The organism is Acidicapsa acidisoli (genome assembly GCF_025685625.1).
In the GTDB taxonomy this organism is placed as follows: Bacteria; Acidobacteriota; Terriglobia; order Terriglobales; family Acidobacteriaceae; genus Acidicapsa; species Acidicapsa acidisoli.
The window spans coordinates 746762-772341 of sequence record NZ_JAGSYI010000003.1; the positions used below are offsets into that span (position 1 = coordinate 746762).

Below are 25580 nucleotides of genomic sequence, written 5' to 3' on the forward strand. Positions count from 1 at the left end.
GCTTTATCGAATTACGATAGTTTCCCCTGAAGGTTACGACCACCTCGGACGGACGTCCTTCTTATATGATCTGTTCTGTGAAAACCTCTGCCATATATGTCGCCGCTGCCATATTGTTTTCCGCCTCGATACCCAGCCTTGGCGCGGACAAGCCGCAGGTGAAGCCGATGGCAGGCCCGCGCGCCACGATCCTGCGTGAGACGCCGCTCTATGTCGAGCCGGATACTTCCTCGCAGAAAGTGGATCGCGTTCAGGAAGGGCGCGAGCTGGTGATTGCCGAATCCAGCGGGCCATGGATACGCGTCTTCGCCAATACCGACGTCGAAGAGGTCAACGAAAAAGACGCTCCCATCTATGGGCACGATACCGTCACACCGCCCGTCTCCGGATGGATCCAGGCACGCGGCGTAGTGCGCGAGACAACTCCCGATGGCGACAAAGTACTGATGGGCGAAGCGGCCACGATGGAAATCCTCGCCGAGGACGCGCGCGGACCGCGCAACGCCGGGCAGGCGGCACGGCTTCTCTACCGGCGGCTGGTCGAGTTCTTCCCCAATTCGCAACTGGCGGCCGAGGCGGCGTGGCGTGCCGCCGACATCCGCTGGCAGTTTCAAAAGGCGGATGCGGCGCGGCTGCCATCCTCCAAGGAGCGCGACGCGTATCTGCGCGAACAACTCGATGACAGCGAGTTGAAGAAAATCATCAAGCTCTATCCGCATTCCAAACAAGCCGATAACGCAGCCTTCGAGATGATCGACAATAAGCTGTGCGGCGATTGGCAGGGGCAGGCGAAGTGTCCTGAGAAAGAAGCCGATTATTACGAAAAGTACGCCTCCGAGTATCCCGATGGTCCGCGAACAGCGCAGGCGCTCTATCAGGCTACTTACCGGCAGGCAGTACTGGGCGATATGTATGCGGCAGACGGAAACGACAAGAAGAGCGACGCTGCGCGCAATCACGCCAAAGAACTGGCCGGCGAACTCGAAAAGAAGTTCCCCGCATCGGATTACACCGCGCGCGCGGCTGCTCTGGTCTTCAAATGCGAACAGGGAATCGCGGTGTACGGCTCCGATCGCGAATGATTTCCTTCGAGGCTGGATGCCGGATTCGCGTATCCTGAAGTCAGCAAAGCCTTTCCATTCAAGCTTGCCCCTACGGACTCAGCCTCCATGGCGGTCAGTAAGAGCCCTTATCCGAGCACGGAGGAATATTGAACAGTTATCTCATGTCAGTTCTGCTGGGCATCGTGGAGGGGTTGACGGAGTTTTTGCCGGTAAGCTCGACCGCGCATCTGCGCATCGCCGAAGCGCTGCTCCATATCGATCTCACCGACGCTTACTGGAAGATGTACACGATCGTGATCCAACTGGGCGCAATTGTGGCCCTCTGTTTACTGTTTATGGGGCGGATTATCGAGTTCGTGCGCACCTTCCCCGCCGGGGAAAATGGCAATCGCACGATATGGAACCATCCGATTTCGCTCACTCTTATCGCCTTTGCGTGTACCTCAGTCCCCGCGCTGCTGCTGAAGAAGCTGATCAGCAAGAACCTTGAGAGCCTGCAACTGATGGCCTTTGCACTGCTGATTGGCGGCGTGGTGATGTGGATCATCGATGCCTGGACAGTGCGGCATGAGGCCGGGACCGTCGATGTGGAAGAGATGAACCTGGTGCAGGCGATCTTCGTTGGTCTCTGCCAGACGCTTTCGGCTGTCTTTCCGGGTACATCCCGTTCGATGTCGACGATCGCATCCGGCCAGCTCGTCGGGCTAACCCGTTCCACAGCGCTGGAGTTCAGCTTTTTGCTCTCGATTCCGACGATGATTGCGGCCACCGGATGGGATCTCTACAAGGAAGTTCTCCACCCTTCGGCAGCGGAAGCTGCAGAGTTAGTCAAGCCGCTGGTAATGAACACCGAGCGCTGGATCGTGCTGGTAATCGGCCTGTTTGTATCATTCATCGTGGCGCTTGGCGTGGTGGAATGGTTTCTGCAATGGGTGCGCAGGCACGGGCTTGTTCTCTTTGCCGTTTATAGAATTGTGCTGGCAATGATCCTACTCACTTTAGGGAAGCGGTTTCTGAACATGCAGTGATCAAGCGGGTTTTGCTAGTCGGCGCTCGTTCGCACTTGCCTGGCTCTCTTGCTCCGCAGGGCGATGCGGTACAGGCGCATTCGGATTCAATCTCATCGATCTTTCGACCTCGAATAAGCCCGAAAATCACTAACCCAACTTAGATTCAACAAGTAATAACAGAATATAAAATACTTATTCAGATTTACTTATAACAGAAATAGAATAAAACGATCATAATTCTGAACGTTTTGATCACTTATCCCGTAAGTGCATGATTTAATGCCTCTTATCGCCATCATGACGTTAGCCTCCATTTCTGCAACTTATTGATTTTATTGGATTTCCGTTCAATCGAAGCGGCGCTCGCGGCAGCGCTCGCCATGGTTCGTGCGCTTTTTCTGTTGCATCGAATAGAAGCCAGGCAACAGACGCTGACCGTAGTAAGAGATCTGTTGCGGGCAAATGAGGAGGAAAGTTGTTGTTCAATAAGAAGTCTGTTAGTGCAGTCCTTTATCTCGGTCTCATTCTCGCCGGCGGTGCTGGTGTTGCGAAGGCTCAGGTTATCGATACCGTTCAAGCTACAATTCCGTTTCAGTTCCAGGCCGGCCTTGCCGTCTTCCCGGCGGGCACATATACCATCCGAAGCGTCGATACGCTTGTTCCTTCCGAAATGGAAATCAGAAGCATCGATGGCCGGAAATCCGCACTTTTCATTGTAGAATCCGACCAGGCCAAGCAGGCACCTGAAAATAGCGAACTTATATTCGAGAAGGTTGGCGACCGCTTCTCTCTCGAGAACATCTTCGACGGCGGCAGCGCATATGGAGATGAAGTCGTCGGATATAAGCACGAAAAGCATCTCACAATGGAAGCAGCGGCCCAGCAGGTAACTGTTCCGGCAACTCACGCTGGCATGTAACACTCCTTCTGATTCCGGCAGAGATTAGTTGGCTTTCGATAAATTCAAACTCCAGGAAATTATCTTTATCCCGGAAGTTAGAGGTGGATGTCAGTGTGTCTCAGTATGCCGGAAAGCAACAGTTGGAGAAGAACTCCGGCTTGGTGACGACCAGCCCAACGGTCAACACCGAAGCAGGAAAGTGTCCTTCCCCGCTCGGATTTTGCTCCTGAGCCCATGGCACGCTCCCGGTGATGGCCGCCCGGGAGATGCGGAGGAATTCGAAGCGGGGTGCGGGGCCTCAGATTGCCATTGGCTCGCATCGCGCGATCACTGGCAGGGCGACTCAGTGCTCCGGGGGTTCGCAGCAAGGTTCCCCTGAGTCATCTTTGCCTCGGTTTCGAGTGAGATCGGGTCCAGCAAAAGCGATAATAGGAACTGCTCTGGGGTTTTCGACCGTTTTCTGGCTCGCTGAATAGATAGAAGCGGGCAGCCGATACGGTTGCGTCCCTGCCATGAAACCCATTCGTATTGCCCAGACGCCTACGCGCAATCGCCCCCTGAACATGCTTCTGGGAGTGGTGCTCATGCTTGCCGCGGCGCTCCTCCTGCTGTCTCTCGTCACGTATCATTCCTCTGATCCATCCTTCAATTCTTCAACCGGCGTCACCGGCCCCCATGCGGTGCGCAACCTGGTCGGCCCCTCGGGCGCGTATCTCAGCGACGTGCTGCTGCAGACATTTGGAATCACAGCCTTTGCTCTTCCTCTTTGGTTGGGCGGCCTAGGCTGGGTGTGGGTTCGTTCCCAGTCCAATGGCGTGGCGTGGCTGCGCTGGACGGGCGTGATTTTGACCCTGGCATTTCTGCCCGCGGTAATCGGGCTGATTCCCTGGCATTGGCACTGGCTCCATGCAATGCCCATCGAGGGTGTGACCGGCCGCCTGATGGCCGACTTCCTGACCGGCTACCTGAATTTGACCGGGGCATGGATTGTGGCCGGTGTGGTGGCTGCCGGTGGACTGTACCTTGGCTCGAATTTCAGTTTCCGCGCGGCTTGGGAGTGGAGCCAGGAACGGTCGATTCAACTCGGGGCATGGCATGATCGCTGGCGGCACTGGCAGGCCGACCGGGCCGATCGCAGAGCGGAGGAAGCTGCGATCCGGGCAGCCGAACGCGGGCCAATGGATGCCGAGGACGAGATGGACGAGGATGTTCGCGAACCCGGCATATTCGCGCGTCTCTTCGGATTCATGCGCCGCCGAAGTCGCTCCGACGAAGATCTGCTCGACGAAGTGCCCGCGTTTCAGCGCATGGCCAGCCGGAGCGAAGACGCCAACGGTGCCATTGAAGCAGCCCGGCCCGACTACCGCAGCGCCCACCGGCCAAGCATCTGGGAGAAGCGCGAAGCGTCACAGGCCCCGGCTGCCTATTCGGCTCATCCAACTCACCCGGCTCACCAGGCGGAAGAACAGGAAGAAGTGGTGCCGATTGCGGGCAGAGTCTCGAACGTTTCGGCCTTTTCAGGCGCGACACCTGATGCCGAGTCTGACAGTTTTGGAGATGTTGTCCGAATGCCCCTGCGCGGACGGGCGAAGGAAGCTGCGGAAGAAGCCGCGAGAGAGCCTGCGGAGGCGAACGCTTCGGCCTATTCGCCGATTGCGCCAATCGCTGCGGCAGCACCGTCAGCCCCGTCAGCGGCAGCGCGCGCACGGGCCGCCGCTCCGCCGCCGGAAAGCCTGCCGATCCACGAGCGAGCCGACGCGGATCTGCGCACGACGACCGTGGCTCCCAAGAATGTCAGCGGATTCAAACTGCCGCCCAGCACGCTGCTCAACCAGGGCGAGGAGCCGCTGGCGATCCGCGAAGACATGCTGCGCGAAGAAGCCCGCAAGCTGGTCGAAAAATGCGCCGAGTTCAAGGTCAACGGGCAGGTTGTGCAGATCAATCCCGGCCCCATGGTCACGACATACGAATTCAAGCCTGACGCCAGCGTGAAATACAGCCGTGTGGCCGGTTTAGGCGACGATCTCTGCCTGGCGATGCGGGCCGAGAGCATCCTGATCGAGCGCATGGCGGGCACCAGCCACATCGGCATCCAGGTGCCCAACCACGACCGCGAGACGATTCACCTGCGCGACGTAATCGAGTCCGAGACATTTGCCAAGGCGAAGTCGCGCCTGACCCTCGCCATGGGCAAGGACATCAACGGCCGCATCGTAACCGCGGATCTGGCGGGGATGCCCCACGTGCTGATAGCCGGTTCTACAGGATCAGGTAAGTCGGTGGCCATCAACGCCATGATCATGTCACTCCTCTTTCGGACAACTCCGGCGCAGGTACGGCTGATTCTCGTCGATCCGAAGCGCGTGGAACTGGGAATGTACGAGGGCATTCCGCACCTCTTCACGCCGATCATCACCGAGGCGAAGCTTGCGGCCAATGCCCTGCGCAATGCTGTCCGCGAGATGGAGCGGCGGCTCAAGCTGCTGGCCAGCCGCAGCGTGCGCAATATCGACCAGTACAACGCCAAGCTCTTGGAGTCCGGAATGGCCAGCCTGTTTACGGAAGCTGGCGAGGAAGAAACGCCGCTGCCGTTCATCGTCATCATCATCGACGAGTTGGCCGATCTGATGATGCTTGACCGGGCCAACGTCGAGGAATCCATCACGCGACTGGCGCAGATGGCCCGTGCGGTCGGCATTCATCTGGTTCTGGCGACGCAGCGGCCCTCGGTCGACGTCATCACTGGCCTCATCAAGGCCAACGTGCCAACGCGCATCAGCTTCCGGCTCGCGTCGAAGGTCGATTCGCGAACAATCATCGACGACAACGGAGCCGAGTCGCTGCTCGGTCGCGGCGACATGCTCTTCCGTCCGCCGGGAACTTCGCGGCTGATGCGGCTTCATGCGCCGTACGTCAGCGAAAAGGAGACCGCCGCCGTCGTCGATTTCTGGAAGGCGCAGGGCGAGGCCGAATATGTCGAAGGCTTCCTCGAAGCTCCCCGGGAAGAGCGCAAGGAGATGGAGGGCGACGGATCGGCTGAGGGGGATGACGACGAGTTGTTCGACGACGCAGTTCGTCTGGTCTTCGAGTTCGGCAAAGCTTCGACTTCCCTGCTCCAGAGGCGGCTGCGTATCGGCTACGGCCGCGCCGCGCACTTAATTGACCTGATGGAGCGCGACGGGCTGGTCGGTCCGGCGGACGGTTCGCGCCCTCGGGAACTGCTGAAGCATCCCGGCTGGCTGCATGAGGTTCCGACCGCAATGGAATAAATGTGAGCGCAGGGCGTCGAAAGAGCGTCAAAATGGCTGAGGAACAAACTGCGATGCGTCGAGTTCTGGCCCCAACGCGCATGGTCTGGCTGGCAATCTGTCTTCTGGCCTGCGCCGGTCTGGCGGCGCAGACTCCGCAGGCGACTGAGTTGCCGGGGCAGCCATTTGTCATCAAGAAAACATGGAACATCGGCGGCGAAGGTAACTGGGATTACCTGACGCTCGACCCGGATTCACTGCAACTCTACATCGCTCATGGCCCCGTCGTGCAAGTAGTGGACGTGGATGCAGGCACGGTCGCCGGCGAGATAGCGGGAATGCGCGATGCGCATGGCATCGCCCTCGACAGCAATGGCCAGTACGGCTATGTCAGCGATGGGCCGTCCAATGATGTCAAGGTCTTTGACCGGGAGACGCTGGCGGTCGTGGCCAGAATTCCTACCGGCAAGAATCCGCGCGCCATCGTCTTTGAGCCAGCAAGCCGGTTGGTTTTTGTCATCTGCCCGGCCACGGCGGAAGAGAGCAGGATTCCGAGACGCACAAGCAGCGGACAGCGGATTGTCACCTCATCCGACCCGCTCGTCAAATCGACCGTGACAGTGATTGACGCGGATTCCCGGAAGCCGCTTGCGGATTTGCTTCTGCCTGGCAAACTCGGCTATGCGCAGACCGACGGCAAGGGCACCGTGTATGTGAACATTACGGATCGCAGCCAGATTGCCTACTTCAATGCGCAAGGCATCGGATCGCACTTGCGCACCCTGTCTGGCAACAGTTCGCCCGATGCTGTTAAGCCTGCCGCCGCTAAATCCGAACCTGTCGATCCGTCCGCGACCTCTGTGACAATTGACTGGAGCGATACCGCTCTGGATGTACAGCCGATTCCCAAGGCGCTGCACGTCTTTCGGCTCGGCCAGGATTGTCAGGCCCCAAAAGGTCTAGCCGTCGACAGCGCCAACCTGCGGTTGTTCACCGCCTGCGACAACATGAAGTTGCAGGTGCTGAACTCCACCAACGGGCAGCTCGTCGCGTCGCTTCCGATTGGCGCGGGAACAGATGCAATCGGCTACGATGCGAACCGGGGGCTAATCTACGCGTCGAACGGCGGCGGGGTAGGCAGCCTGACCGTCATTCGCCAGCACCTGACCGACTCGTACGCCGTAATTCAGGAGTTGCCGACGCGGGCGCGGGCGCGAACGCTGGCTGTCAACCCGGTCTCCGGCGAGGTTTATCTGGTCACCAACATAACGGGATTCGATCTCACGCACAATGGCGGCATCGGTGGTCTAAAAGAGGCTCCGGTAGCCGGCAGCTTCCAGGTCCTTGTCGTTGGAAATTAAGCCGACCGCGCCAAACTCGCTTTTCCATCCCGATGAACCGGTTTGAAGTGGCAAACTAGACGGGATGGCGCATCCCAATGCAAGCTCAGCGTTTCCCAGAATTCTGCTGATTGACGACGACGTCATCAGCCTCGAAGTGCTATCGACAGTGCTTGAGATGAAGAGGTATCCGGTTGACTGCGCCGAGGATGGCGCAAAGGCGCTGGAGTTTCTCAAGACCAGCGCAGTGCTGCCGGAAGTCATCCTGATGGATTCCCAGATGCCGGGGCTGAGCGGTCCGGAGCTGGTGACGGAACTACGCCGTCTAAGCGATGCACAGCTCATCGCCATCAGCGGCAGCGAAGTGAGCGCAGAGCTGCGCCAAGCCACCGACGGATTTCTGTTGAAGCCCGTCGAAGTAGACGCTCTCATCGCGCTCCTAGAAGGCGGAAGCTCCGCAACAGCGCCAGCGGGCTCAGCAGCTGTTCCGGAAGCGAATTTGGTTGCCGCATCGGATCTGCCTTCCGTAACCGCAGAGGCAGACCTCTTAATTGATCCAATCGTGCTCGGCAAGCTTCGAGCCATGATGTCCGCATCAGCGGTATTGGAGATCTACACCGCCGTGGCCTCGGATATGAAAACTCGGCTGGTAACACTTGCCGCCGCCATCGACGCCGGAAACACGACGGAAGTATCGCGAATCGCACACACAATCAAAGGCGGTTGCGCCATGGTTGGGTTTTCAATCGCCACCGCAGCCGCCGCTCGATTGGAAAATAGTAACCGGCCAGAGACTTGGCTAAAAGAACTGTCGCAATTACACTTCGCACTGAGCGAGTTGCAAGGTATGCTTGGGAATGGATTACTGGAGTAACCTGAAACTACAATTTCCAGGCTGGATAACTGGAAATCGCTGCGGTTGAAGATGGGCGTAAACGGGGAGGTATAGCTCGAATGGATCGGACTGAAAGAAATGATCGCCAGATTCGCATTGTGCTGGCGGATGACCATCCTGTCGTACGCATCGGCGTGCGCAATATGCTCTCCGCAAATCCAGGTTTCGAAGTAGTAGGCGAGGCCTCGGATGGAGATGAGGCGATCACTCAGACGCTTGAGCTTGAGCCGGATATTCTGTTGCTGGACGTGCAGATGCCGCGCTTGCCCGGTCTCGAAGCGATGCGCGCCATCATGAACGGGACGCCGACGGTCAAGATCATCCTTCTCACCTCGCTCATCAGCACGCAGCAGATCATCGAAGCTCTACAGATCGGCGCGCGCGGCATCGTCCTCAAGGACGCGCTGTCGGACCATCTGCAGACCGCGATCAAAACCGTGATCGCCGGAGATTACTGGATCGGCGGCAAGCGCGTCGTCAACCTGGTCAGCGCGCTCCACACGCTGATGCAGCAGGCCGCCGTACCGCAGCGCAAGACCTATGGACTGACTCCGCGAGAGCTTGAAGTAGTAGGCTGCATCGTGGAAGGCTGCAGCAATCGCGACATCGCCAAGCAATTCACGTTGAGCGAGGAGACGGTCAAGCGGCATCTATCGAATATCTTCGACAAAACCGGCGTTTCAACGCGCCTGGAACTGGCTCTGTTTGCGATTGCGCATCAATTAGTCACGCCGTCGTAGAAGACTTGCCCCGTTTTCAAATATCGAGAAGCTGCTTCGCCAGCCGTTCCGGCAGATCGTCGGTGTTTTCACATAGGCCTGTGTGCACCGGCGACGGCTGGATGATGGTGCTGCGCGGAGAAATGAGCCAATGGAAGCGCTCCCGCTGCGAGAGCTTTGCTATCGGGCCAGCGGATTCGTCCCCGGCGCAGATACGGGAAATCGCTTCCAGATGCTCGCGGACGAGCTCGACGTCCGTTCCCGGCCACAGTGCCTTCAGGCGCGCCTCGTCGAGGTGAATGCGAGCCGCCAGGAATTTCTTTTCCAGGCAGAAGACGACAACTCCGGCGTTGATGAACTCCTGCCGCTCCACGCGAGGCACTACGCGAATTACAGCGTAATCAAACGAGCTGGGCATGCGCGCGCATCGCCTCCTCTTCAAAGATCCTTGAAGCAGCAAGCCGCCTGACGAAGAAGTCCGCGTACGCCGCCCGCTTTTGCGCCGGGGTCAGCGCTGTGCGGCCGTCGTCCAGCCACTCGTCCGGAACAAGATCCAGAACTCCCTCGAAAATCTCCCGCGTCAGCCGTGCATGCGCATGGGCCGAAGCCTGCTCAATCCGCGATGCCCACGGCAAAAGAATGTGGTGAGCTGTCTCCGCAAATGCGGATTCGATCTTGCTCGGCATTGTCTCCCAGTTGTGGTGGAAATACAGTGCTGCGCCATGATCGATCAGGTAGAGCCTGCGATGCCATACCAGCAGATTGGCGTTTCTCGGGGTGCGATCCACGTTCTGTGTAAACGCGTCGAACCATACAATCAACGACGCTTCCTCTGCCGAAGCGGCATCCCGCGCCGCAGGATCGAACATCGTCGAGCCGGGTAGATAATCGAGCGCGAGGTTCAGCCCGACACTGGCTTTGAGCAGTTGACGAATCTCATAATCCGGCTCGTTGCGGCTCAAAGCCGCGTCCATCTCAATGAGGACGATCTCGGGAACAGGCAGTCCCAGCGCCCGGCCAATTTCGCCCGCGACCAGCTCGGCCACAAGCGCGCTTACGCCTTGCCCCGCTCCGCGAAACTTTGCCACGTAGATTCCGAGATCGTCCGCCTCAACAATGGCGGGCAGCGAACCGCCTTCGCGCAGCGGCAGCACATAACGGGTCGCGGTCACAGTTCGGATCATGCAGCCACCAGTTTACGATGAGGCGATGCGCCTACCTCTATCCAGTCGAGCGGCTGCGGCATCAGAAACGAGGGGAATCTCTCAGGAGAGGAATTGACTTTGAAGATCGGCTTTCTAGGATTGGGCAAGATGGGTTCGCTGATGGCTCGACGGCTCATCGCTGCAGGTCATGATGTAACGGTATGGAACCGGACACCTCCGGCGGCAGAAGCACTCGCCGCCGAAGGCGCGGCAATTGCAAAAACTCCCACCGAAGCCGCGCGCAGCAAGGATGCTATCGTTTCAATGCTCTTCGACGACGCAGCCAATGAAGAAGTGCTGCTCAGCGCAAATGGCTCTGACGGTGCGATTGCAGCTCTGGACGCAGGCGCGCTGCACATCGCCTGCAGCACCATCAGCGTTGCGCTCTCCGAGCGGCTTGCTCAGGAACATGCGTTGCGCAGGCAGCAATATGTGGCTGCGCCCGTTTTCGGCCGTCCCAACGTGGCCGCCGAGGGCCGTCTGTGGATCGTCGTCGCGGGCACAGACGAGGCCGTCGCCAAAGCACGGCCCATTCTGGAGCCGCTCAGCCGCGGCATTTCCGTGGCAGGTTCGCGGCCTTCACAAGCTCATGCCGTCAAGCTCGCGGGCAATTTTCTGATTACGATGATGATCCAGTCGTTGAGCGAGGCGGTCGTCTTCGCAAAGGCGAGCGGCATCGATCCTGCCACCATGCTCGAAACGGTGAACTCTGCGCTCTTTCAATCACCCTTTTATGCCGCTTACAGCAAGGTGATGCTGGAGCCTCCCGCGCAGCCGGGAGCCACCATCGCGCTGGGAGTCAAGGATCTGAAGCTGTTTCTCGAAGCGGCCGAAGCAGGCAAAGTCCGGCTTGCCATCGCCGAAAGCATGGCCGACCGGTTTGCGGACGCCCTTGCCGCAGGGCTCGCGCGTGCCGACTGGCCCAGTGGTATGCTTGCGTCGGCTGAACTGGCCGCGCACCGGTAATGTATTTCCGGCGGACTTGAATAAACCTCAACTATTGCCGATCGCTCTCATCGGCAAATCCCTGCTTCAGATTGGATACGATAAAAACATGAGTATTTCTGGAAAAACCGTCTTCATCACCGGGGCCAGCGCCGGAATCGGCGAGGCCACAGCCTACGCCTTCGCCGCCGAAGGAGCCCGGCTGCTTCTATGCGCCCGCCGCAAGGAAAAAGTAGATATCGTCGCTGAACAAGCTTTAGTCAAAGGCGCGCAGGCCGTCCAAACCTTTGACTTGGATGTGCGGGATCATGCCGCCGTGGGCGCCTCAATCGCAGCTTTGCCCGCCGAGTGGTCCTCAATCGACATCCTGGTGAACAACGCCGGGCTGAGCCGCGGATTGGACAAGCTCTATCAGGGCCAGATCGACGACTGGGAAGAGATGATCGACACCAACGTCAAGGGGCTGCTTTATGTGACCCGCGCCGTCGTGCCGGGCATGGTGGAGCGCGGTTCGGGCCACATCGTGAACCTCGGCTCCACCGCAGGCGAGCTTCCCTACCCCGGCGGAGCGGTCTATTGCGCCACCAAGGCAGCGGAGAAGTCAATCAACGACGGCCTGCGCCAGGATCTGCTCGGGACGCCAGTTCGCGTAACGAGCATCGATCCCGGCATGGTGGAAACAGACTTCAGCAAGGTTCGCTTTCGCGGCGATGAGTCCCGTGCCGCCAAGGTCTACCAGGGCGTAGTGCCGCTCACGCCGGAGGACGTGGCCGATGCAATCGTCTGGGCAGTCGCCAGACCTGCGCACGTGAATATTGCGCACGTCCTGATGACCTCCGTGACGCAGGCCAATTCGTTGATGTTTCACCGCGAACAGACTGGAACCACAGGCAATACGCGTTAGTTTCAGTCGCAAAGGATGTTAATTTAACGCTTGAATCTGTGCCTCTATATGCGCCAGGGCGGCTTCCAAAGCCGCTCTCCGGCCAGGATTTGATGTACGTTGCGATAGAATGAATTCCCGTTGCAGGTTCAATTCCTGAATCTGACGAGTGCGATGAGCTTTATCCACTTGTTGCTTCCGGAGATCCTGCGCGCTGCCGGAAAATATGGACGACTGCTGCTGGCTTGTTGCCATTTGCTCCTCCACCGATTTGCTTTCCCAACCACGTGCCATGCTTTGATTGTACTTCGATTCTACGTGGATCGGGCGGAATCGCGTCTCATCCCGTGCGCATCGAATCACCCAGAGTTATAGGAGACCCCCTTGCAGCAGTGGCAAATTCCCGCCTTCGGCATCGATTCGCTTGTCCTTTCTGAAAAACCCTCCTCGCAACCCGGACCAGGCCAGGTACTCGTGCGCGTCCACGCTATCTCGCTCAATTACCGTGACTTGATGGTCGTCAAGGGCCTCTATAACCCGCGCCTCGCAATGCCGCGCGTACCTTGTTCCGATGGGGCGGGTGAAGTAGTGGCTGTGGGAGCAGGAGTCACGCAATGGAAGGCTGGCGATCGCGTGGCCGGAATCTTCATGCAGAACTGGCAGGATGGCCGTCACACCGCAGCCAAAGCGAAAGGCGCGTTGGGCGGCGATATTGACGGAATGCTGACCACGGAGGTCGCGCTCGCTGAATCCGGCCTGGTGCGCATTCCCGATCACCTGAGCTACCAGGAAGGCGCAACGCTTCCCTGCGCAGCGGTGACAGCCTGGAGTGCGCTCTTCAAGGCCACCGATACGCAGCCCGGAGATACCGTGCTGATTCAGGGCACGGGCGGCGTTTCGATCTTCGCGCTGCAGTTCGCCAAAATGGCCGGCGCGCGGGTTCTCGGCATCTCGAGCAGCGACGAAAAACTGGAGCGCGCAAAAACTCTGGGATTAGACGCCGGACTCAACTACCGCACCAATCCCGACTGGGAGAAGTGGGCTTTGGAGCAGACCGGCGGCACGGGCGTGGACCTGGTGGTCGAAGTCGGCGGATCTGGGACCCTGCCGCGCGCGATTCGAGCCGTTCGGCCCGAAGGAACCGTGGCCCAGATCGGCGTGCTCTCGGGCGTGGCCGAGGCCGTGGATGTTCGCCCGATCCTCTCGCGGCAAATCCGGATTCAGGGCGTTTACGTTGGATCTCGCGCCGACTTTGTAGCGATGAACAAGGCCGTCGCTCAGGCAGGACTTAAGCCTGCCGTCGACTCGGTCTTCGCCTTCGCCGAGGCTCCTGCCGCCCTGCGCCGCATGGAAGGCGCAGGCCACTTCGGCAAGATCGTGATCTCAGCGGAGTAATCGAACCGAAATCGGTGCGAACGAAAAATGCGCGGGCATCTCGGAAAGACGCCCGCGCATTTTTGCGTTTCAGTCGTAGCGGATCTTCGAGTATTACCGAGGCAATACTGCCGTTCCTTCCAGGCGAACACCATCAAGACTCTTGGGGTCAAGGCCAAGCGAATCGAGAATCGTAGGTGCAACCTGGTTGGTTCCGACGCCCGAATACACTGTTTTCGGCGCGATGGCGGGGTTGGAGACCAACAGGATCACATTGGTGTCGTCATGCCCAAATCCGCCGTGTTCCGACAGCTTCTTGTTGCTGCCCGTATAGACAACGCCGACATTGGGCGTAACGATGATGTCGGGCGTGCGAGGATCGCCGTTGGGCGGCAGGCCAGGGACGTTGTAGTTCAGCGCGAGGGAACGGGCGTCAAAGATCTGCCCGATCCCCGCCTTGGTGATGTTCGACTCGAGAGTCGATACAGCGCCCAGGGTATTAGCGGAGTTGGCTAGCCAAAGCAGCGAGACATCATCTTCCGTCGGACCGATGCCGCCCGGCGTATTGGGATTCTCCGAGGTGGGCAGCAGACTGGCAAGCAGCGTCGCCGGGGAGGTGCCGGTGTTCAGAATCGGGTTATAGAACTTGGGATCGATCGGTGATTGCCCGTGCTTGGCCGTGATGATGATCAGGGTCGACTCGTAGAGGCCGTTGTCCTTGATGGCATTGATCATTTCTCCGATGGAGTCGTCGATATATTGGAATTCGCTGAGCAGCGCCGGGGTTGGCGTTCCTGCCGCGTCCCGATAACCGCCGGTCGTGGAGTTGCTCGACTCAACCAGCTTCTGGCCGACGCTGACGGCCTGGAAGTTCATGCCGAAGATCGTCGGTGTATGGGCCGATTTGCCGTCGTGGGTCTTGCCCGCGATTTCATTGAGAATTGCATTGACCTTGAGCGTGTCGTAGCACTGGATGTTCTCGAAGCTGTTGGTCCAAGCGGTAATATCGGAGCCAGGATCGCGGACGACAGCGCACGAAACGCCCTCCGGGGTGCTGACGCCCGGCAGACCAACGACATTGGAATTGATCTCAGGCGCGTAAAAATCGTCCAGAGCGCCCGCGCCGAGAGGATTGGGCCCCGCAACGGAAGAATACGCAGGATGCTTGTCCGACCAGGCTGTGTATCCGCCAGCCGCGTGGATCACGCTGAAGATCGTGTTGGTGCGAACGAAATTCCAGGGCCACACGGGAGCGCAGCCGTTCTTGGGGTCGCGAACCAGACGCGTGGGGTCGATCGAGGCAATGCCGCCATCCGTCAGCCCCGCGCCGCTTGCGCCACCATTCACCTTGGTCTGGTCGAGATCGATGCCTTCCTCGTACTCGGTCGTCGTGCCGGTAGGCGCAGCTCCAGAAGTGCATGGACCTGAAGAGAGACCGTTGCCGGTCGTCTTCGCCGGCGCATCGAGCGAGCGATCATACGCAACGTCGTAGTAGATGCCCATGGTGCGAGGAGTCGCGCCGGTAACGATGCTCATCAGGCCGGGAAAGGAATCGGATGGCTTCGAAGTGCTCGCGCCCACGTAGTTGATCCCCGTCGTGGCAAGAGCGGCAAGATTGGGGCAGTAGGGAGCGCCGTTGTTGATTACGGAGATGCCTTCCGAGCAGTTCTTGAAATCAACGGCATGCATGCCATCGACACTGATCAACAGTACGTGGCGGATTTGGCCGTGATGCCAATCCTTTTCATTGCTTTGCGCCGTCGCATTAGCCGCCGCGAAAACGGCCATGGACAAAATCAACAGGGATGTCTTTTTCATATCCCCTCCTTGGCACCGGATGCTAGCAAGCGGAGACCCGAAAAGGGATTGCTGAATTATGAATCTTGCGTCAATTTAGTCGCGAATAATGTGCGTGCAATCAGCGACTTGGCGGGTGTAGTATGTGAGCGCTCTCGAAGCGCTCCGCGCCGATTCCGCAATGCTCTGCCCCGTCCGATCCGGATTGAGCAAGTCCTGCAGAGCCTATCGGCTGCGGATGAGAACAGCGGTTGCGTCGTCACTTTGGTCCGATCCTCCACCGAAGTGCTGGACCTCCGCGATGAGGCCGTCTACACATGCGTCGGATTGCAGAAAGTGCTCAATCAGGCGAGCCGGTCCGTAGTCTTCCTCGTTGCTATCCATGGCTTCCGTGATGCCGTCGGTATAAAGCAGCAACTTGGTGCCGGGAGAGAGCGTGATCGTGCACTGCGGGTAGGAGGACGCACCGAGGCCAAGCGGCAGGCCTGTATCTAAATCAAGAAACGCACAGTGATGATTGATCAGCAAGGGACGAAGGTGTCCGGCGCTGGCCAGGGTGAGTTCGCGGGAGTTGACGTCGAGCACTCCGTAGACCATGGTGACGAACTTGCCCGGCGGGAAATCTTCGGTGAGTATCCTGTTCAAGTGCTCGAGCGTTTCAGCCGGAGATGCATAGAGAGGCGCGAGCGAGCGCAGGATGGCGCGAGTGGCGGACATGAGGAGACCAGCCGACATGCCCTTGCCGGAGACGTCGGCCAGAGCGATTCCGTAACGCTGCTGACCAAGATCGATGAAATCGAACCAGTCCCCGGCGACGTCTCCCGCGGGATGCCAGGCCGTTTCAAACGCAAAGCCGGGGATGAGCGGCACCGGCTTCAGAAAAAGCGCTTGTTGGATGGCGCGGGCGTCGGCCGATTCCCGCTGCATGCGTTCGCGCTCACAGCGTTCGCGCATGAAGAGACGCGCGTTTTCGATGGCGATGGCAATGTGGCCGGCTAGCGCCTGAAGCACCTGGAGCTGGTCCTCGGAAAAGGCGTCGATCTCGTGATGGTCAACGCAAAGAACGCCGATAACCTGACCACCAGCTTTGAGCGGGATGCTGACTTCCGAGTTTGTTGCGGGTTCGCAGGCGATATAGTAAGCGTCCTGGTGAACATCGCGGGCATATCGCATTCTGCCCGTAGCCGCCACGTGGCCCACCATGCCGCACTTGCCGATTTGCAGGCGCATACCCTTCTGGCACACCGTGCAGCCACACACTTCCTGCAGGACCATATCGTCTGTTTCGCCGTCACGGAGCCATATCGCAACCTTAATGTTTCCAAGCGAGGCGGCGATGTCATTGACCACGCGATCGAGAATGGATTCGAGATCGAGGGCGGAGGCGATCAGATGCGTAGCCCGCTGCAGCTTCATCAGCGTCTGAACGAAATCGCCGGACGAGTGAATGCGCGGCGGGATGGCGTGGCTGGTCTGAACGTCAGGGAACAAGGTGGCCATAGGTTGCCTCCATTGAACCACAAGATATGGATTACGGAGTAGATGTACAGGTCGGAGACGCGATGCAATCTATTTGAGATCGGCATGTTCCGGTTTCCGAATGCTGCTTTCGCGCGTCCGCCGAGAGGGAAATCTCGACCGGGTAAGAATTACTCGATCGTGAAGAGAATTCCCTCCAAATCATGACTTTGCAGTTACGCCCGTCATACGCGACCCAAGGCCAACTGATTCCACGTCAATCCCTTGCGGAGATCTGCGCTGAAAGCGTCGGTTTGGCACGGCATTTGCAACTTATTTATCCCGAGACCTTCACGACCGTGTCACGCGAGGATACGGAAGCGTGGGAACCAACGGAGGTATTTCATGAAAACAGGCACAGCGCTTGTGACCGCCCTATTAGCTCTGACAAGCTTCCCCCTCCTGGCACAGCAGCCATCGCAGCAACCATCCCCAGCCAGTCCACCGGCCAATCCCACTGCCCAACAGAACCCTCCTGAAACGACGGCTCCTTCGCAGCCGGCAGCCACGGCCGCAAGCCCCAATTCGAGCCCAGAGTCGTCCCCTGCCGCCGTAATGAGTCCAGTCAACGGCGAACTTGAGAGCAAACTGGACTCAAAGACCGCCAAGACGGGCGATAACGTCGTCGTTAAAACCAAGGCGTCTGTAAAGACAGCGGACGGAACCGAGATTCCCAAGGGGTCAAAGCTCATGGGCCATGTCGTCGCCGTGAAACCGAGCGGGGCCGGAGAGAACTCCCAGGTAGCGCTCCAAATTGACCATGTTGAGCTAAAGGGCGGCCAGAGCCTGGCGGTCCATTCACAGATTCAGTCAATTGCGCCACCTGCGAGCGAAGCATTGGATAACGGGTCCGCCGCAGCCATGCCCGGTGCAGTTTCGCCCGGCGGAGCCCCGAGCGGGCTTGCTGCAAACGGCCCAAGAACAAGCGCGAATCCGGCGAGTAGCAGCACCCCGGCGGTCGGAGCGCCGCAAGGCGCAGGCGGCGCCGCTGGAGCAGTCCCCGCAGGAAGCAATATTCCCGCGGCGGGAACTGTCGTTGCGACCAACGGCAATATAGCCATCCGCACCACATCGATTCCGGGCGTGTTGTTGGCTAACAACGAAACGGGGCAGCAAGATCCCAGAATGGCTCAGGCTTCCAGCATCCTGCTCGGTGCGAAGAAAGATATCCAGTTAGAGGGCGGGACACAAATGGTAATTGCCCTTGCCGCCACAGGCGGAGGACCCCAGTAAACCTGGCGGCGAAGACCGTCGTCGATGCGCAACGGGCCGGAGTCTGACTCCGGCCCGTTGCGTTTGTCCGAGTGTTGTCCGACTGCGCAGGCCAACAGCGGGAATTTCCTCTCGACCCAATCGTAATCACCGGTACTGTAATCTGAGAAGGCAGAGTATTCCTCCCAGAGCGAGTATGCGTTGATTGTCAAAATTGAATCCTTAACCAAGGTCTACGAGGGCAAGCAGCGTGTAGTGGCCGTGGACGGCATAGACCTTGAGGTCCAGCAGGGCGAGATTTTCGGCCTCCTTGGCCCCAATGGAGCCGGAAAGACAACCGCCATCGGTATCTGCACCACACGCACGCTGCCGACCAGCGGAGTCGTTCGCATTGCCGGGATCGACGTGGTTAAGCATCCGGCGCATGCGCGGCAATTTATCGGCGTCGTGCCCCAGTTCAACACGCTCGACCGCTCGCTCTCGATCTACGAAAACCTCTACTTCCACTGCCGCTACTTCGGTTTTTCGCATTCCGAGGCCAAGTTGCGCAGCAACGAATTGCTGGCGCAGTTTCTGCTGACGGAGCGCAGTAAGGCATATCCCAACCAGCTCTCCGGCGGTCTGGCGCAGCGCGTTCAGATCGCCCGCGCAATCGCCCATCGGCCCACGGTGCTCTTCCTCGATGAGCCAAGCGCTGGGCTCGACCCGCAGAGCCGCATCGCCATGTGGACCGCGGTGCAGGGCTTGCGCAAGGAAGGAATCACCGTCGTTTTGACCACGCACTACATGGAAGAAGCCGACGAATTGAGCGACCGCGTCGGCATCGTCGACCGCGGCCGGATGCTCGCTCTCGGTTCACCGCAGAAACTGAAAGACACCTTTGGCGCCCAGACGATCATCGACCTGAAACTACGGAACATGGAAGGCGCGGAGTCGGTAGCCGAGGATCTGCGTCGGCGTGAGGGCGTGCGGTCGGCGGAAACGACGCCAGAGGGATTGCGGGTCTTTGCGGGCAGCGTCGATGGCCTGCTGCCCGAAATCATCCAGACCAGCGCCCGTCTGGGTCTGCGCGATATTGCCATCACCGAGCCGAGTCTTGAGACAGTCTTCATCCACCTGACTGGGAGGGATCTGCGTGAGTAGCCCGACCATGAATCCAAGCATCAATCTAGCCCGCCCCCCCGCGCGCAGCGCCCTGTTCCTGCGGTCATTTCTGGGCCTGTACCTGCGCGATCTGCGCGTCCTGAGCCGCGAACTTGCGCCCTTCATCCTGCGTGTCGGTATGCAGCCCCTGCTCTTTCTCTTTGTCTTCACCTTCATCATGCCGCGCATGTCCGGGGGCAACCCGATGGCCGCCGGAGCGGGTCCCGCATTCGGAACGGTCCTGTTGCCGGGGCTGATGGCTGTGGCCATCATGTTCAGCGGAATCGCCGCCGTGGCCCTACCCCTGTCGACCGAATTCGGCATCACCCGCGAAATCGATGACCGCGTGATGTGTCCGGTTTCTGTCTGGGCCGTTGCGTTGGAAAAGGTCTGTTTTTCGGCGATGCAGAGCATCATCGGCGCGCTTCTGGTCATTCCCATGGCCATCTGGATTCCGGCGACGCCTGTCTATCCCGACATTCACAACTGGTTTCTATTCATTCTTGTGCTGATTATGGCCAGTCTGCTCGCGGGCTCGCTCGGCCTCGCCATCGGTTCGATCGTAAGCCCGAAGCAGATCGGACTGGTTTTTTCCATCATTGTAGTGCCGATAACCTTTTTGGGATGCGTCTATTACCCGTGGGCCTACCTGAAAGAACTACGCTGGTTGCAGATTGCGGTACTCTTCAATCCCATCGTATATATCAGTGAGGGGCTCCGTGCGGCGGTCACTCCCGGTGTCCAACACATGCCGGTATGGGCTATTCTGCTTGCGTTGACGTTCTTTCTGGCAATTCTGGGCCGGTTTGGTGTGCGAGGCTTTCTGCGCCGGGTCATTTCCTGACGCGCAGGTGTTCGCCAAACCACCAATCAGGGTTGGAGCAGGTATTTGCATCGGAATCTGAAAAATGCGCTCGCGTGGCTGCTGGCCCCGGCGGCGCTGCTCGTGGCTGGCTGCGGCGGACGCGTCTCCGCCTCAGATGTCGGCGCTGCGCAGAACCTGTCGAGCATTTCGATTCAGGCATCCGAGACGCGCATCGACACCAACCGGACGACGCGCTACTCCGCAACGCTCGCGGACGGAGAACCGGCCAGCGTCGAGTGGTCCGTCTCCGGCGGCGACCCGACCGCCGGGCCCGGAAGCATTAGCCGGGAGGGCGTCTACACTCCGCCCAGCTATCTGACGCAGGACGCCGTAACGGTCCGTGTAAGCGCTGTTCTAACCGGTAGAGCTGCCCAGCCCTCCGGCAATACCGCCTTGACCGTTACGCCAGGATTTCTCCAACCCCTGACTCCGGCCAATCTTTCCCTGGGCGCAAACGGCTCGGTCACCATCTCCGGCTCCATGACCGAGGTTGGGGGCACCGGGGGCATGCGGTTTGCGCTGGCCAGCAACACTGCGGGTACGCCCAGCATCCAGGGAACATTGAGCGCGCCCCGCTGCGTGCGAGGCTCCGTCGGAGGTTCGAATCCCGCCTACACCGTCTGCTCGGTCACGTACACTGCTCCCGCTGTGATTCCTGCTTCGGATTCGGTCTACATTCTCGGCACCGTGGCGTCCAATCCCACGCTTAGCTGGACCCGCGTGCTCCTGAATGCCGCGGGAATCAGCAGCAATCCTGCCGAGCACCAGACGCGGTTGGCAGTGCCCGTCCCGCTCGGCTCCTCAAGCGGCAGCAATATGGATTATGACGCCAGCCGAGGTCAGCTCACCGATTGCTGCGGCGGAACGCTCGGCGCGCTGCTGCAGGACACCAGCGGCAACCAGTTTGTGCTGAGCAACAACCATGTCTTCGCGCGCAGCGACCAATCGATCCCCGGCGAGACCATCATTCAGCCCGGCTTGATCGACAATGGCTGCACTCCCTATGGCGTCGGCCCCGGAACCAATCCCGTCGCGACGCTCACCGGCTATCCGGCTCTGAGTTCCCCGTCGACTAATGTGGATGCAGCCATTGCCCGCGTAACACCCGGCCTGGTAGACCCCAGGGGAAGCATCCTGGAACTCGGCACTAAGCAGCCCGACGGCACACTTGCCGCCGCCGCGCCGGGAATTTCATCGACCGCAGGCAAGGGTGAGGCTGCTTCGCTCGGCATGATGGTTGCAAAAAGCGGCCGAACCACTGGACTGACCTGCGCAGCAGTCTCCGCTGTGGATGTCGACGTTGTTGTCGACTACTTCACCGATTGCGCCGAGACCACGCACTCGATGACCAAGACCTTTACCAATCAGATCGCCATCGCCGGCACCAGCTTCAGCGACGCGGGCGACTCCGGCGCATTGGTGGTCGACGCGGCCGATGCCGAGCCTGTAGGGCTTTTCTTCGCGGGTGGCACCGACATAAATGGAGTTGAACAGGCCATCGCGAGCCCGGCTGGCGATGTTCTGGCCGAGCTGAACAGCCAGGTGCCGGAATCGGGAGCGCCCACGACCTACAGCTTCGTCGGCGGCGTAGACCACCCCGTCTCCTGCCTCAGCTACGACGGCGCGAATAGCCAGGAAGAGACACCCGGCAAACCGGCGTTACCGGCCGCCGAACGGGAGCGCGTGGAAGCCGCGCTTGCGCAGGCCCAGCTCCTCATAAACCCTGCCAATGGAATCGTCCGCGCAGGCATCGTAGCCAGCAAAGACCACCCCGGACAGGGAGCAATTGCCCTCTTTGTCGAACCTGTCCCGGCCACGAACTCCGCCGCCAGCGCACCGGCAATTCCAGCTTCTGTCGGGGGAGTACCCACGGTCGTCCTGCCGGTAAGCGGGCCGTCCGGAGAGTCTGCCGCGCCGCCGGTTGCAACACAACCCAAGGCTGCGTCTCTGAATCAGGTGCTGGCCATCAAGCAAAAAACGGCAGCGAGCCTCTTGAAATCGCATCCTGCGCTCTTCGGTGTCGGCGTAGGCCAGAGTCTCGACAATCCCAGCGATGCCGCTTTGATTCTCTTCGTCGATCGCAAGAAAATCACCGGAAGCCTGCCGGATTCTCCTGAATTGGCCGGCGGCGTCCGTGTTCGCTACATTCTGATGGATCGGCTGCATGTTACGCGCTCGCACGGCTTTGCATCCGGTGCGGCAGCGCCTGGAGGAGCTTGCTTTTCTTCCCGCCGTACCGATGCCGCCAAGGATGCGGTTCAGGAACAATTCACCCCGCGCGACCCTGACATCTTTGAGAACCAGCTCAACCAGCCTGAGTAACACCCGTGATTGCCTCGTGCCTGTCTGAGATGAGATTCACACAATCTCATCTCAGACAGCCGAGGGAATGACCTGAGCCTCTGTGTCCGCCGCAGCCGGAACTTCGATCTCATCGGGGAAAAAGAGTTCGAAGATAGTTCCGGATTGGCCGCCCAGCTTTTCCGAATGGCTGCGGACACGCATCGAACCTCGGTGTTTCGCCACAATCTCAGAGCTGACCCAAAGTCCGAGTCCGGTTCCGGTAACTTCCTTGGTCGTAAAAAAGGGCTCGAAGATGTGCTTCCTTACCTCCGGCGTCATGCCAGAGCCCGTATCCGCAACCTGAAAGCGCACCCCAAGTTTGCGCGGATCGCTCCAATCGCGAGAGCGGCGAGCTCGCAGCACCAGCCTGCCGCCGCCCTGCATCGCGTCAATCGCGTTCCCAATCAGATTGGCAAAGACCTGCCGCAATTCCCCTGCAAAGCAATAAAGGTTTGTATTCGAGTCGTACCGCCGTTCGACGGTGATTCCGAGGTTGCGCAAACGCCCCTGATGCAGGCTGAGCACCGAATCCAGCAGTTCTGAGAGATTAGTGAGGGCCGGCAAGGTCGATTGGCGATAGAAGCGCAGTGTCTGCTGCGTAATCTCGGAGATTCTGCGAACCTCATGCTCCGCCATTTCCACGTAGCTGCGCGCCGGTTCTTCCAGCTGGGCGTGGTTGCTGAGCAGATAAAGCAGGTTGGTAATCGCTTCCAGAGGATTGTTGATCTCGTGAGCAATCGAGGCTGCCAGACGGCCCGTCGCAGCGAGCTTTTCGGTCTTGCGCAGTGCCTCTTCGCTGCGTTTCCGGTCGCTCGCATCCATCACGATCAAACCCACCCAGCGAACCTGCTCCGAAGTGGTGTGGATCGGATAAGCACTGACAATCCACGTTAGCGCCCGCAACGCGGATTCGGCGCTACCGGTTACCTCAAGATCGCGCACCGGCGTGTCCTGATCGAAGACGCCTTGCACAGCCTTCTCCAACTGGTATGCGACGGAAGTTGGAAGCACCTCCGGCAATGTTCGCCCCAGATGACGGCTGAGCGGAATCCCAGTGGTTTCCGCAAAAATACGGTTCACGCGAACGAAACGGCAGCGTCGATCGAAAAACGCTAGCCCGATCGGCGCGTTGGCAAGCATCGAATCCAGCAGCGAAAGGGTGTCGCTCAGGCCAGCGCGCTGTTCCTCAATCGAGGCGACCATGCGGTTGAAGGTCTCGATCAGTTCTCCGATCTCGTTATGCACAGTCACCGGCAGGGGAAAATGCGTTTCGCCCTCCGGCGACCGCATCAAGGCCCTCGTGCCGCGGTGAAGCAAGGCCAGCGGACCGGTAATCGAACGCGCCAGCCCCCAGGCCAGCAGGATAGAAGCGCCGATCCAGATCCCGCCGAAGACCGCCGTTGATCTCAGGACGGACTTCAGTAGCTCTCCGTCCCAGTCCTTATCCGTCTTTACCCACGCAAAGCCGTAGAGCTTACGTTGGACGTAAATCGGCCTGACCCCCTCCCAATCCCCGGCACTCAGCGGAATAAAGTACGCCTTGTTCTGGTTCAGGCGGGGGATGAGGGCAAGCTGTTGTGGCCGCAGCGGTTGGCCCACCGAGAGGCCATCGCTGGCAAACAGCACCTTTCCCTGAGAATCTGTGACCCGCGCCGTATCCACGCTGGGTGCCTGGCCCATCATGGTGACAGAGATGCTTATGACCTCCGGGTGTGCATCCTGCAGCGCCTGCTCCGCCTGCACCGCTACCGACGTAGCCTGATGCTCCAGCCGCTGTTGCGCGCGTTCATAGCCTTCACGTGTCTGCTGGCGGCGAAGAACAAAGACAAACAGCAGCAACGAAAGGGCTTCCAGCAGCACCAGCCCGCACAGCAATTGAATTCGAATGGATCGCGGCCATCCTCTAACCTTCATCAGCGAAGCACCCCCGGGAGTTCGCGACAACACACAAGTCAGTATTTAGATGCAGAAAGTGTGGCACCACTGAGCTTGTTTGCCAAATCTCCCGCGATTTGCTGGCCGTGGAACCTGCCATTTTCGATGAAAATCTCATTCGTCCGCGCCCCAGCCACGATGACCCCAGCCAGATAGACTCCCGGAACATTACTCTCCAACGTCTTAGGATCGCAAATCGGCAGGCGATCCTTGCCCTCGGAACGCACTCCGAGGCTTTCCAGGAATTCGAAGTCGGGATGGTATCCGATCAGCGCAAAGACGAAGTCGTTTTTGAGCACCAGATTTCCCGATGGCGTCTCGATCAGCACCGTGTCTGGCGTGATCTCCGCCACCTGCGATGAGAAATGCGCGGTCACCTCGCCTGCTTTGATGCGGTTCTCAATATCCGGCTTGATCCAGTACTTGACGTGCCGGTGAATGTCGGGTCCCCGATGAACGAGGGTAACACGAGCCCCATGCCGCCATAACTCCAGAGCCGCAATCGCCGCCGAGTTCTTACCTCCAATCACCAGAACGTCCAGACCGGAATACGGATGTGGATCGTCGTAGTAGTGCATTACCTTGGATAGATCTTCACCCTGAATCCCAAGATAGTTGGGCAGGTCGTAATATCCTGTCGCAACCACCAGCTTCCGTGCCGTGAGAACTCCCGCACGACCGAACCGGTCCCGGATCTGAACCTGAAAGCCGCCGTCGGAGCCCGTCACCCGCTCGACATTCTGGTACTGGCGCACATCGAGCCGGTAGTGCGCGGCTACCTGGCGGTAATATTGCAGCGCTTCATTACGGCTGGGCTTCGGATTGGGGCTGGGAAACGGGATATTGCCGATCTCGAGCAACTCCGGAGTAGTAAAAAAAGTCATGTGCGACGGATAGTGGTACAGCGAATTGCACAGGCACCCCTTATCCACCAGCACCACGCGAAATCCCGCGTTCTGCGCGTCAATGGCGCAAGCCAGCCCGGTCGGCCCAGCACCGATCACCAGCACATCGTAGATTGGGTGGTTTGCCCCGTTTGTGTCTGCGCCAGCGCCCCGCTCCGGAATGAAATCGCTCATGTCCTTTAGATTAGGCCATCCGTGCATTCGAAGCAGAATGTGTCTGTTATGCAGTTCCATGCAGGTCATCTGGTAGAATGGTAGAATTAAACAGCAGAAAGGTA

Annotated in this window: 21 protein-coding genes; 14 read left to right on the top strand and 7 right to left on the bottom strand. The window is 59.3% G+C overall.

Annotated elements, in window-relative coordinates:
- The first annotated feature begins 77 nt into the window (after positions 1-77).
- The 7 genes from OHL23_RS20955 (at position 78) to OHL23_RS20985 (ending at position 9198) form a co-directional block, all read left to right on the top strand.
- On the top strand, positions 78-1082 hold the full coding sequence (locus tag OHL23_RS20955; RefSeq protein WP_263353914.1) for a hypothetical protein: 1005 nt from the start codon (positions 78-80) through the stop codon (positions 1080-1082).
- 128 nt (positions 1083-1210) lie between these two features.
- Positions 1211-2092 (top strand): undecaprenyl-diphosphate phosphatase, encoded by an 882-nt coding sequence (locus OHL23_RS20960; RefSeq protein WP_263353915.1) that lies wholly within the window; start codon positions 1211-1213, stop codon positions 2090-2092.
- A 457-nt stretch (positions 2093-2549) separates the two neighbouring features.
- The gene (locus OHL23_RS20965) at positions 2550-2993 is read left to right on the top strand and encodes a hypothetical protein (RefSeq protein WP_263353916.1); all 444 of its coding nucleotides are present in this window, start codon (positions 2550-2552) and stop codon (positions 2991-2993) included.
- Between the two features lie 494 nt (positions 2994-3487).
- Positions 3488-6244 (top strand): DNA translocase FtsK, encoded by a 2757-nt coding sequence (locus OHL23_RS20970; protein WP_263353917.1) that lies wholly within the window; start codon positions 3488-3490, stop codon positions 6242-6244.
- A gap of 32 nt (positions 6245-6276) precedes the next feature.
- The gene (locus OHL23_RS20975) at positions 6277-7584 is read left to right on the top strand and encodes a YncE family protein (protein ID WP_263353918.1); all 1308 of its coding nucleotides are present in this window, start codon (positions 6277-6279) and stop codon (positions 7582-7584) included.
- Positions 7585-7648: 64 nt separating this feature from the next.
- On the top strand, positions 7649-8437 hold the full coding sequence (locus tag OHL23_RS20980) for a response regulator (RefSeq protein WP_263353919.1): 789 nt from the start codon (positions 7649-7651) through the stop codon (positions 8435-8437).
- A gap of 80 nt (positions 8438-8517) precedes the next feature.
- A complete protein-coding gene (locus OHL23_RS20985; protein ID WP_263353920.1) occupies positions 8518-9198 on the top strand; it encodes a response regulator transcription factor in 681 nt (226 codons plus the stop codon).
- Between the two features lie 16 nt (positions 9199-9214).
- Here OHL23_RS20985 and OHL23_RS20990 read toward each other — a convergent pair whose 3' ends face one another.
- Both OHL23_RS20990 and OHL23_RS20995 read right to left on the bottom strand, forming a co-directional pair.
- Positions 9215-9595, bottom strand: coding sequence for a DUF3037 domain-containing protein (locus OHL23_RS20990; protein WP_263353921.1), 381 nt, complete (start codon positions 9593-9595; stop codon positions 9215-9217).
- Positions 9579-10361 (bottom strand): HipA family kinase, encoded by a 783-nt coding sequence (locus tag OHL23_RS20995; protein WP_263353922.1) that lies wholly within the window; start codon positions 10359-10361, stop codon positions 9579-9581. The genes OHL23_RS20990 and OHL23_RS20995 overlap by 17 nt, the downstream gene beginning before the upstream one ends.
- Before the next feature lie 93 nt (positions 10362-10454).
- Between OHL23_RS20995 and OHL23_RS21000 the strand changes: the two genes are divergently transcribed.
- On the top strand, positions 10455-11348 hold the full coding sequence (locus OHL23_RS21000) for an NAD(P)-dependent oxidoreductase (protein ID WP_263353923.1): 894 nt from the start codon (positions 10455-10457) through the stop codon (positions 11346-11348).
- Positions 11349-11436: 88 nt separating this feature from the next.
- On the top strand, positions 11437-12231 hold the full coding sequence (locus OHL23_RS21005; protein ID WP_263353924.1) for an SDR family NAD(P)-dependent oxidoreductase: 795 nt from the start codon (positions 11437-11439) through the stop codon (positions 12229-12231).
- A gap of 18 nt (positions 12232-12249) precedes the next feature.
- Here OHL23_RS21005 and OHL23_RS21010 read toward each other — a convergent pair whose 3' ends face one another.
- A complete protein-coding gene (locus OHL23_RS21010; RefSeq protein ID WP_263353925.1) occupies positions 12250-12504 on the bottom strand; it encodes a hypothetical protein in 255 nt (84 codons plus the stop codon).
- A 90-nt stretch (positions 12505-12594) separates the two neighbouring features.
- Here OHL23_RS21010 and OHL23_RS21015 point away from each other — a divergent pair, with 90 nt between their 5' ends.
- Positions 12595-13605 (top strand): zinc-dependent alcohol dehydrogenase family protein, encoded by a 1011-nt coding sequence (locus OHL23_RS21015; protein ID WP_263353926.1) that lies wholly within the window; start codon positions 12595-12597, stop codon positions 13603-13605.
- Between the two features lie 93 nt (positions 13606-13698).
- Here the strand turns inward: OHL23_RS21015 and OHL23_RS21020 are convergent, their stop codons facing one another.
- Together OHL23_RS21020 and OHL23_RS21025 are read right to left on the bottom strand one after the other, a co-directional pair.
- The gene (locus tag OHL23_RS21020) at positions 13699-15402 is read right to left on the bottom strand and encodes an alkaline phosphatase family protein (RefSeq protein WP_263353927.1); all 1704 of its coding nucleotides are present in this window, start codon (positions 15400-15402) and stop codon (positions 13699-13701) included.
- A gap of 204 nt (positions 15403-15606) precedes the next feature.
- Positions 15607-16881: a GAF domain-containing SpoIIE family protein phosphatase gene (locus OHL23_RS21025; RefSeq protein WP_263353928.1), complete on the bottom strand. Its 1275-nt coding sequence runs from the start codon at positions 16879-16881 to the stop codon at positions 15607-15609.
- 363 nt (positions 16882-17244) lie between these two features.
- On the opposite strand from OHL23_RS21025, the gene OHL23_RS21030 reads away from it, so the two are divergent.
- The 4 genes from OHL23_RS21030 (at position 17245) to OHL23_RS21045 (ending at position 22441) form a co-directional block, all read left to right on the top strand.
- Positions 17245-18132 carry a hypothetical protein gene (locus OHL23_RS21030; RefSeq protein WP_263353929.1) on the top strand — a complete coding sequence of 296 codons (888 nt, stop codon included), beginning with the start codon at positions 17245-17247 and terminating at the stop codon, positions 18130-18132.
- A 180-nt stretch (positions 18133-18312) separates the two neighbouring features.
- Positions 18313-19254, top strand: a complete 942-nt coding sequence (locus OHL23_RS21035) for an ATP-binding cassette domain-containing protein (protein ID WP_263353930.1) — start codon at positions 18313-18315, stop codon at positions 19252-19254.
- Entirely contained in the window at positions 19247-20098 is an 852-nt protein-coding gene (locus OHL23_RS21040) for an ABC transporter permease (protein ID WP_317891712.1), read from the top strand. The genes OHL23_RS21035 and OHL23_RS21040 overlap by 8 nt, the downstream gene beginning before the upstream one ends.
- A 45-nt stretch (positions 20099-20143) precedes the next feature.
- Positions 20144-22441: a hypothetical protein gene (locus OHL23_RS21045; RefSeq protein WP_263353931.1), complete on the top strand. Its 2298-nt coding sequence runs from the start codon at positions 20144-20146 to the stop codon at positions 22439-22441.
- Positions 22442-22492: 51 nt separating this feature from the next.
- Here the strand turns inward: OHL23_RS21045 and OHL23_RS21050 are convergent, their stop codons facing one another.
- The gene (locus OHL23_RS21050) at positions 22493-24376 is read right to left on the bottom strand and encodes a sensor histidine kinase (RefSeq protein WP_263353932.1); all 1884 of its coding nucleotides are present in this window, start codon (positions 24374-24376) and stop codon (positions 22493-22495) included.
- A 38-nt stretch (positions 24377-24414) separates the two neighbouring features.
- Positions 24415-25476 carry a YpdA family putative bacillithiol disulfide reductase gene (locus OHL23_RS21055; RefSeq protein WP_263353933.1) on the bottom strand — a complete coding sequence of 354 codons (1062 nt, stop codon included), beginning with the start codon at positions 25474-25476 and terminating at the stop codon, positions 24415-24417.
- Positions 25477-25580 lie beyond the last annotated feature (104 nt).

What these genes read in the sequence shown, in the direction of transcription:
- OHL23_RS20970 (WP_263353917.1), top strand. Translation starts at nt 3,488, where the DNA reads ATGAAACCCATTCGTATTGCCCAGACGCCTACGCGCAATCGCCCCCTG.
- OHL23_RS20975 (WP_263353918.1), top strand. Translation starts at nt 6,277, where the DNA reads ATGGCTGAGGAACAAACTGCGATGCGTCGAGTTCTGGCCCCAACGCGC.
- OHL23_RS20980 (WP_263353919.1), top strand. Translation starts at nt 7,649, where the DNA reads ATGGCGCATCCCAATGCAAGCTCAGCGTTTCCCAGAATTCTGCTGATT.
- OHL23_RS20985 (WP_263353920.1), top strand. Translation starts at nt 8,518, where the DNA reads ATGGATCGGACTGAAAGAAATGATCGCCAGATTCGCATTGTGCTGGCG.
- OHL23_RS20990 (WP_263353921.1), bottom strand. Translation starts at nt 9,595, where the DNA reads ATGCCCAGCTCGTTTGATTACGCTGTAATTCGCGTAGTGCCTCGCGTG.
- OHL23_RS20995 (WP_263353922.1), bottom strand. Translation starts at nt 10,361, where the DNA reads ATGATCCGAACTGTGACCGCGACCCGTTATGTGCTGCCGCTGCGCGAA.
- OHL23_RS21005 (WP_263353924.1), top strand. Translation starts at nt 11,437, where the DNA reads ATGAGTATTTCTGGAAAAACCGTCTTCATCACCGGGGCCAGCGCCGGA.
- OHL23_RS21010 (WP_263353925.1), bottom strand. Translation starts at nt 12,504, where the DNA reads ATGGCACGTGGTTGGGAAAGCAAATCGGTGGAGGAGCAAATGGCAACA.
- OHL23_RS21020 (WP_263353927.1), bottom strand. Translation starts at nt 15,402, where the DNA reads ATGAAAAAGACATCCCTGTTGATTTTGTCCATGGCCGTTTTCGCGGCG.
- OHL23_RS21025 (WP_263353928.1), bottom strand. Translation starts at nt 16,881, where the DNA reads ATGGCCACCTTGTTCCCTGACGTTCAGACCAGCCACGCCATCCCGCCG.
- OHL23_RS21030 (WP_263353929.1), top strand. Translation starts at nt 17,245, where the DNA reads ATGAAAACAGGCACAGCGCTTGTGACCGCCCTATTAGCTCTGACAAGC.
- OHL23_RS21050 (WP_263353932.1), bottom strand. Translation starts at nt 24,376, where the DNA reads ATGAAGGTTAGAGGATGGCCGCGATCCATTCGAATTCAATTGCTGTGC.
- OHL23_RS21055 (WP_263353933.1), bottom strand. Translation starts at nt 25,476, where the DNA reads ATGAGCGATTTCATTCCGGAGCGGGGCGCTGGCGCAGACACAAACGGG.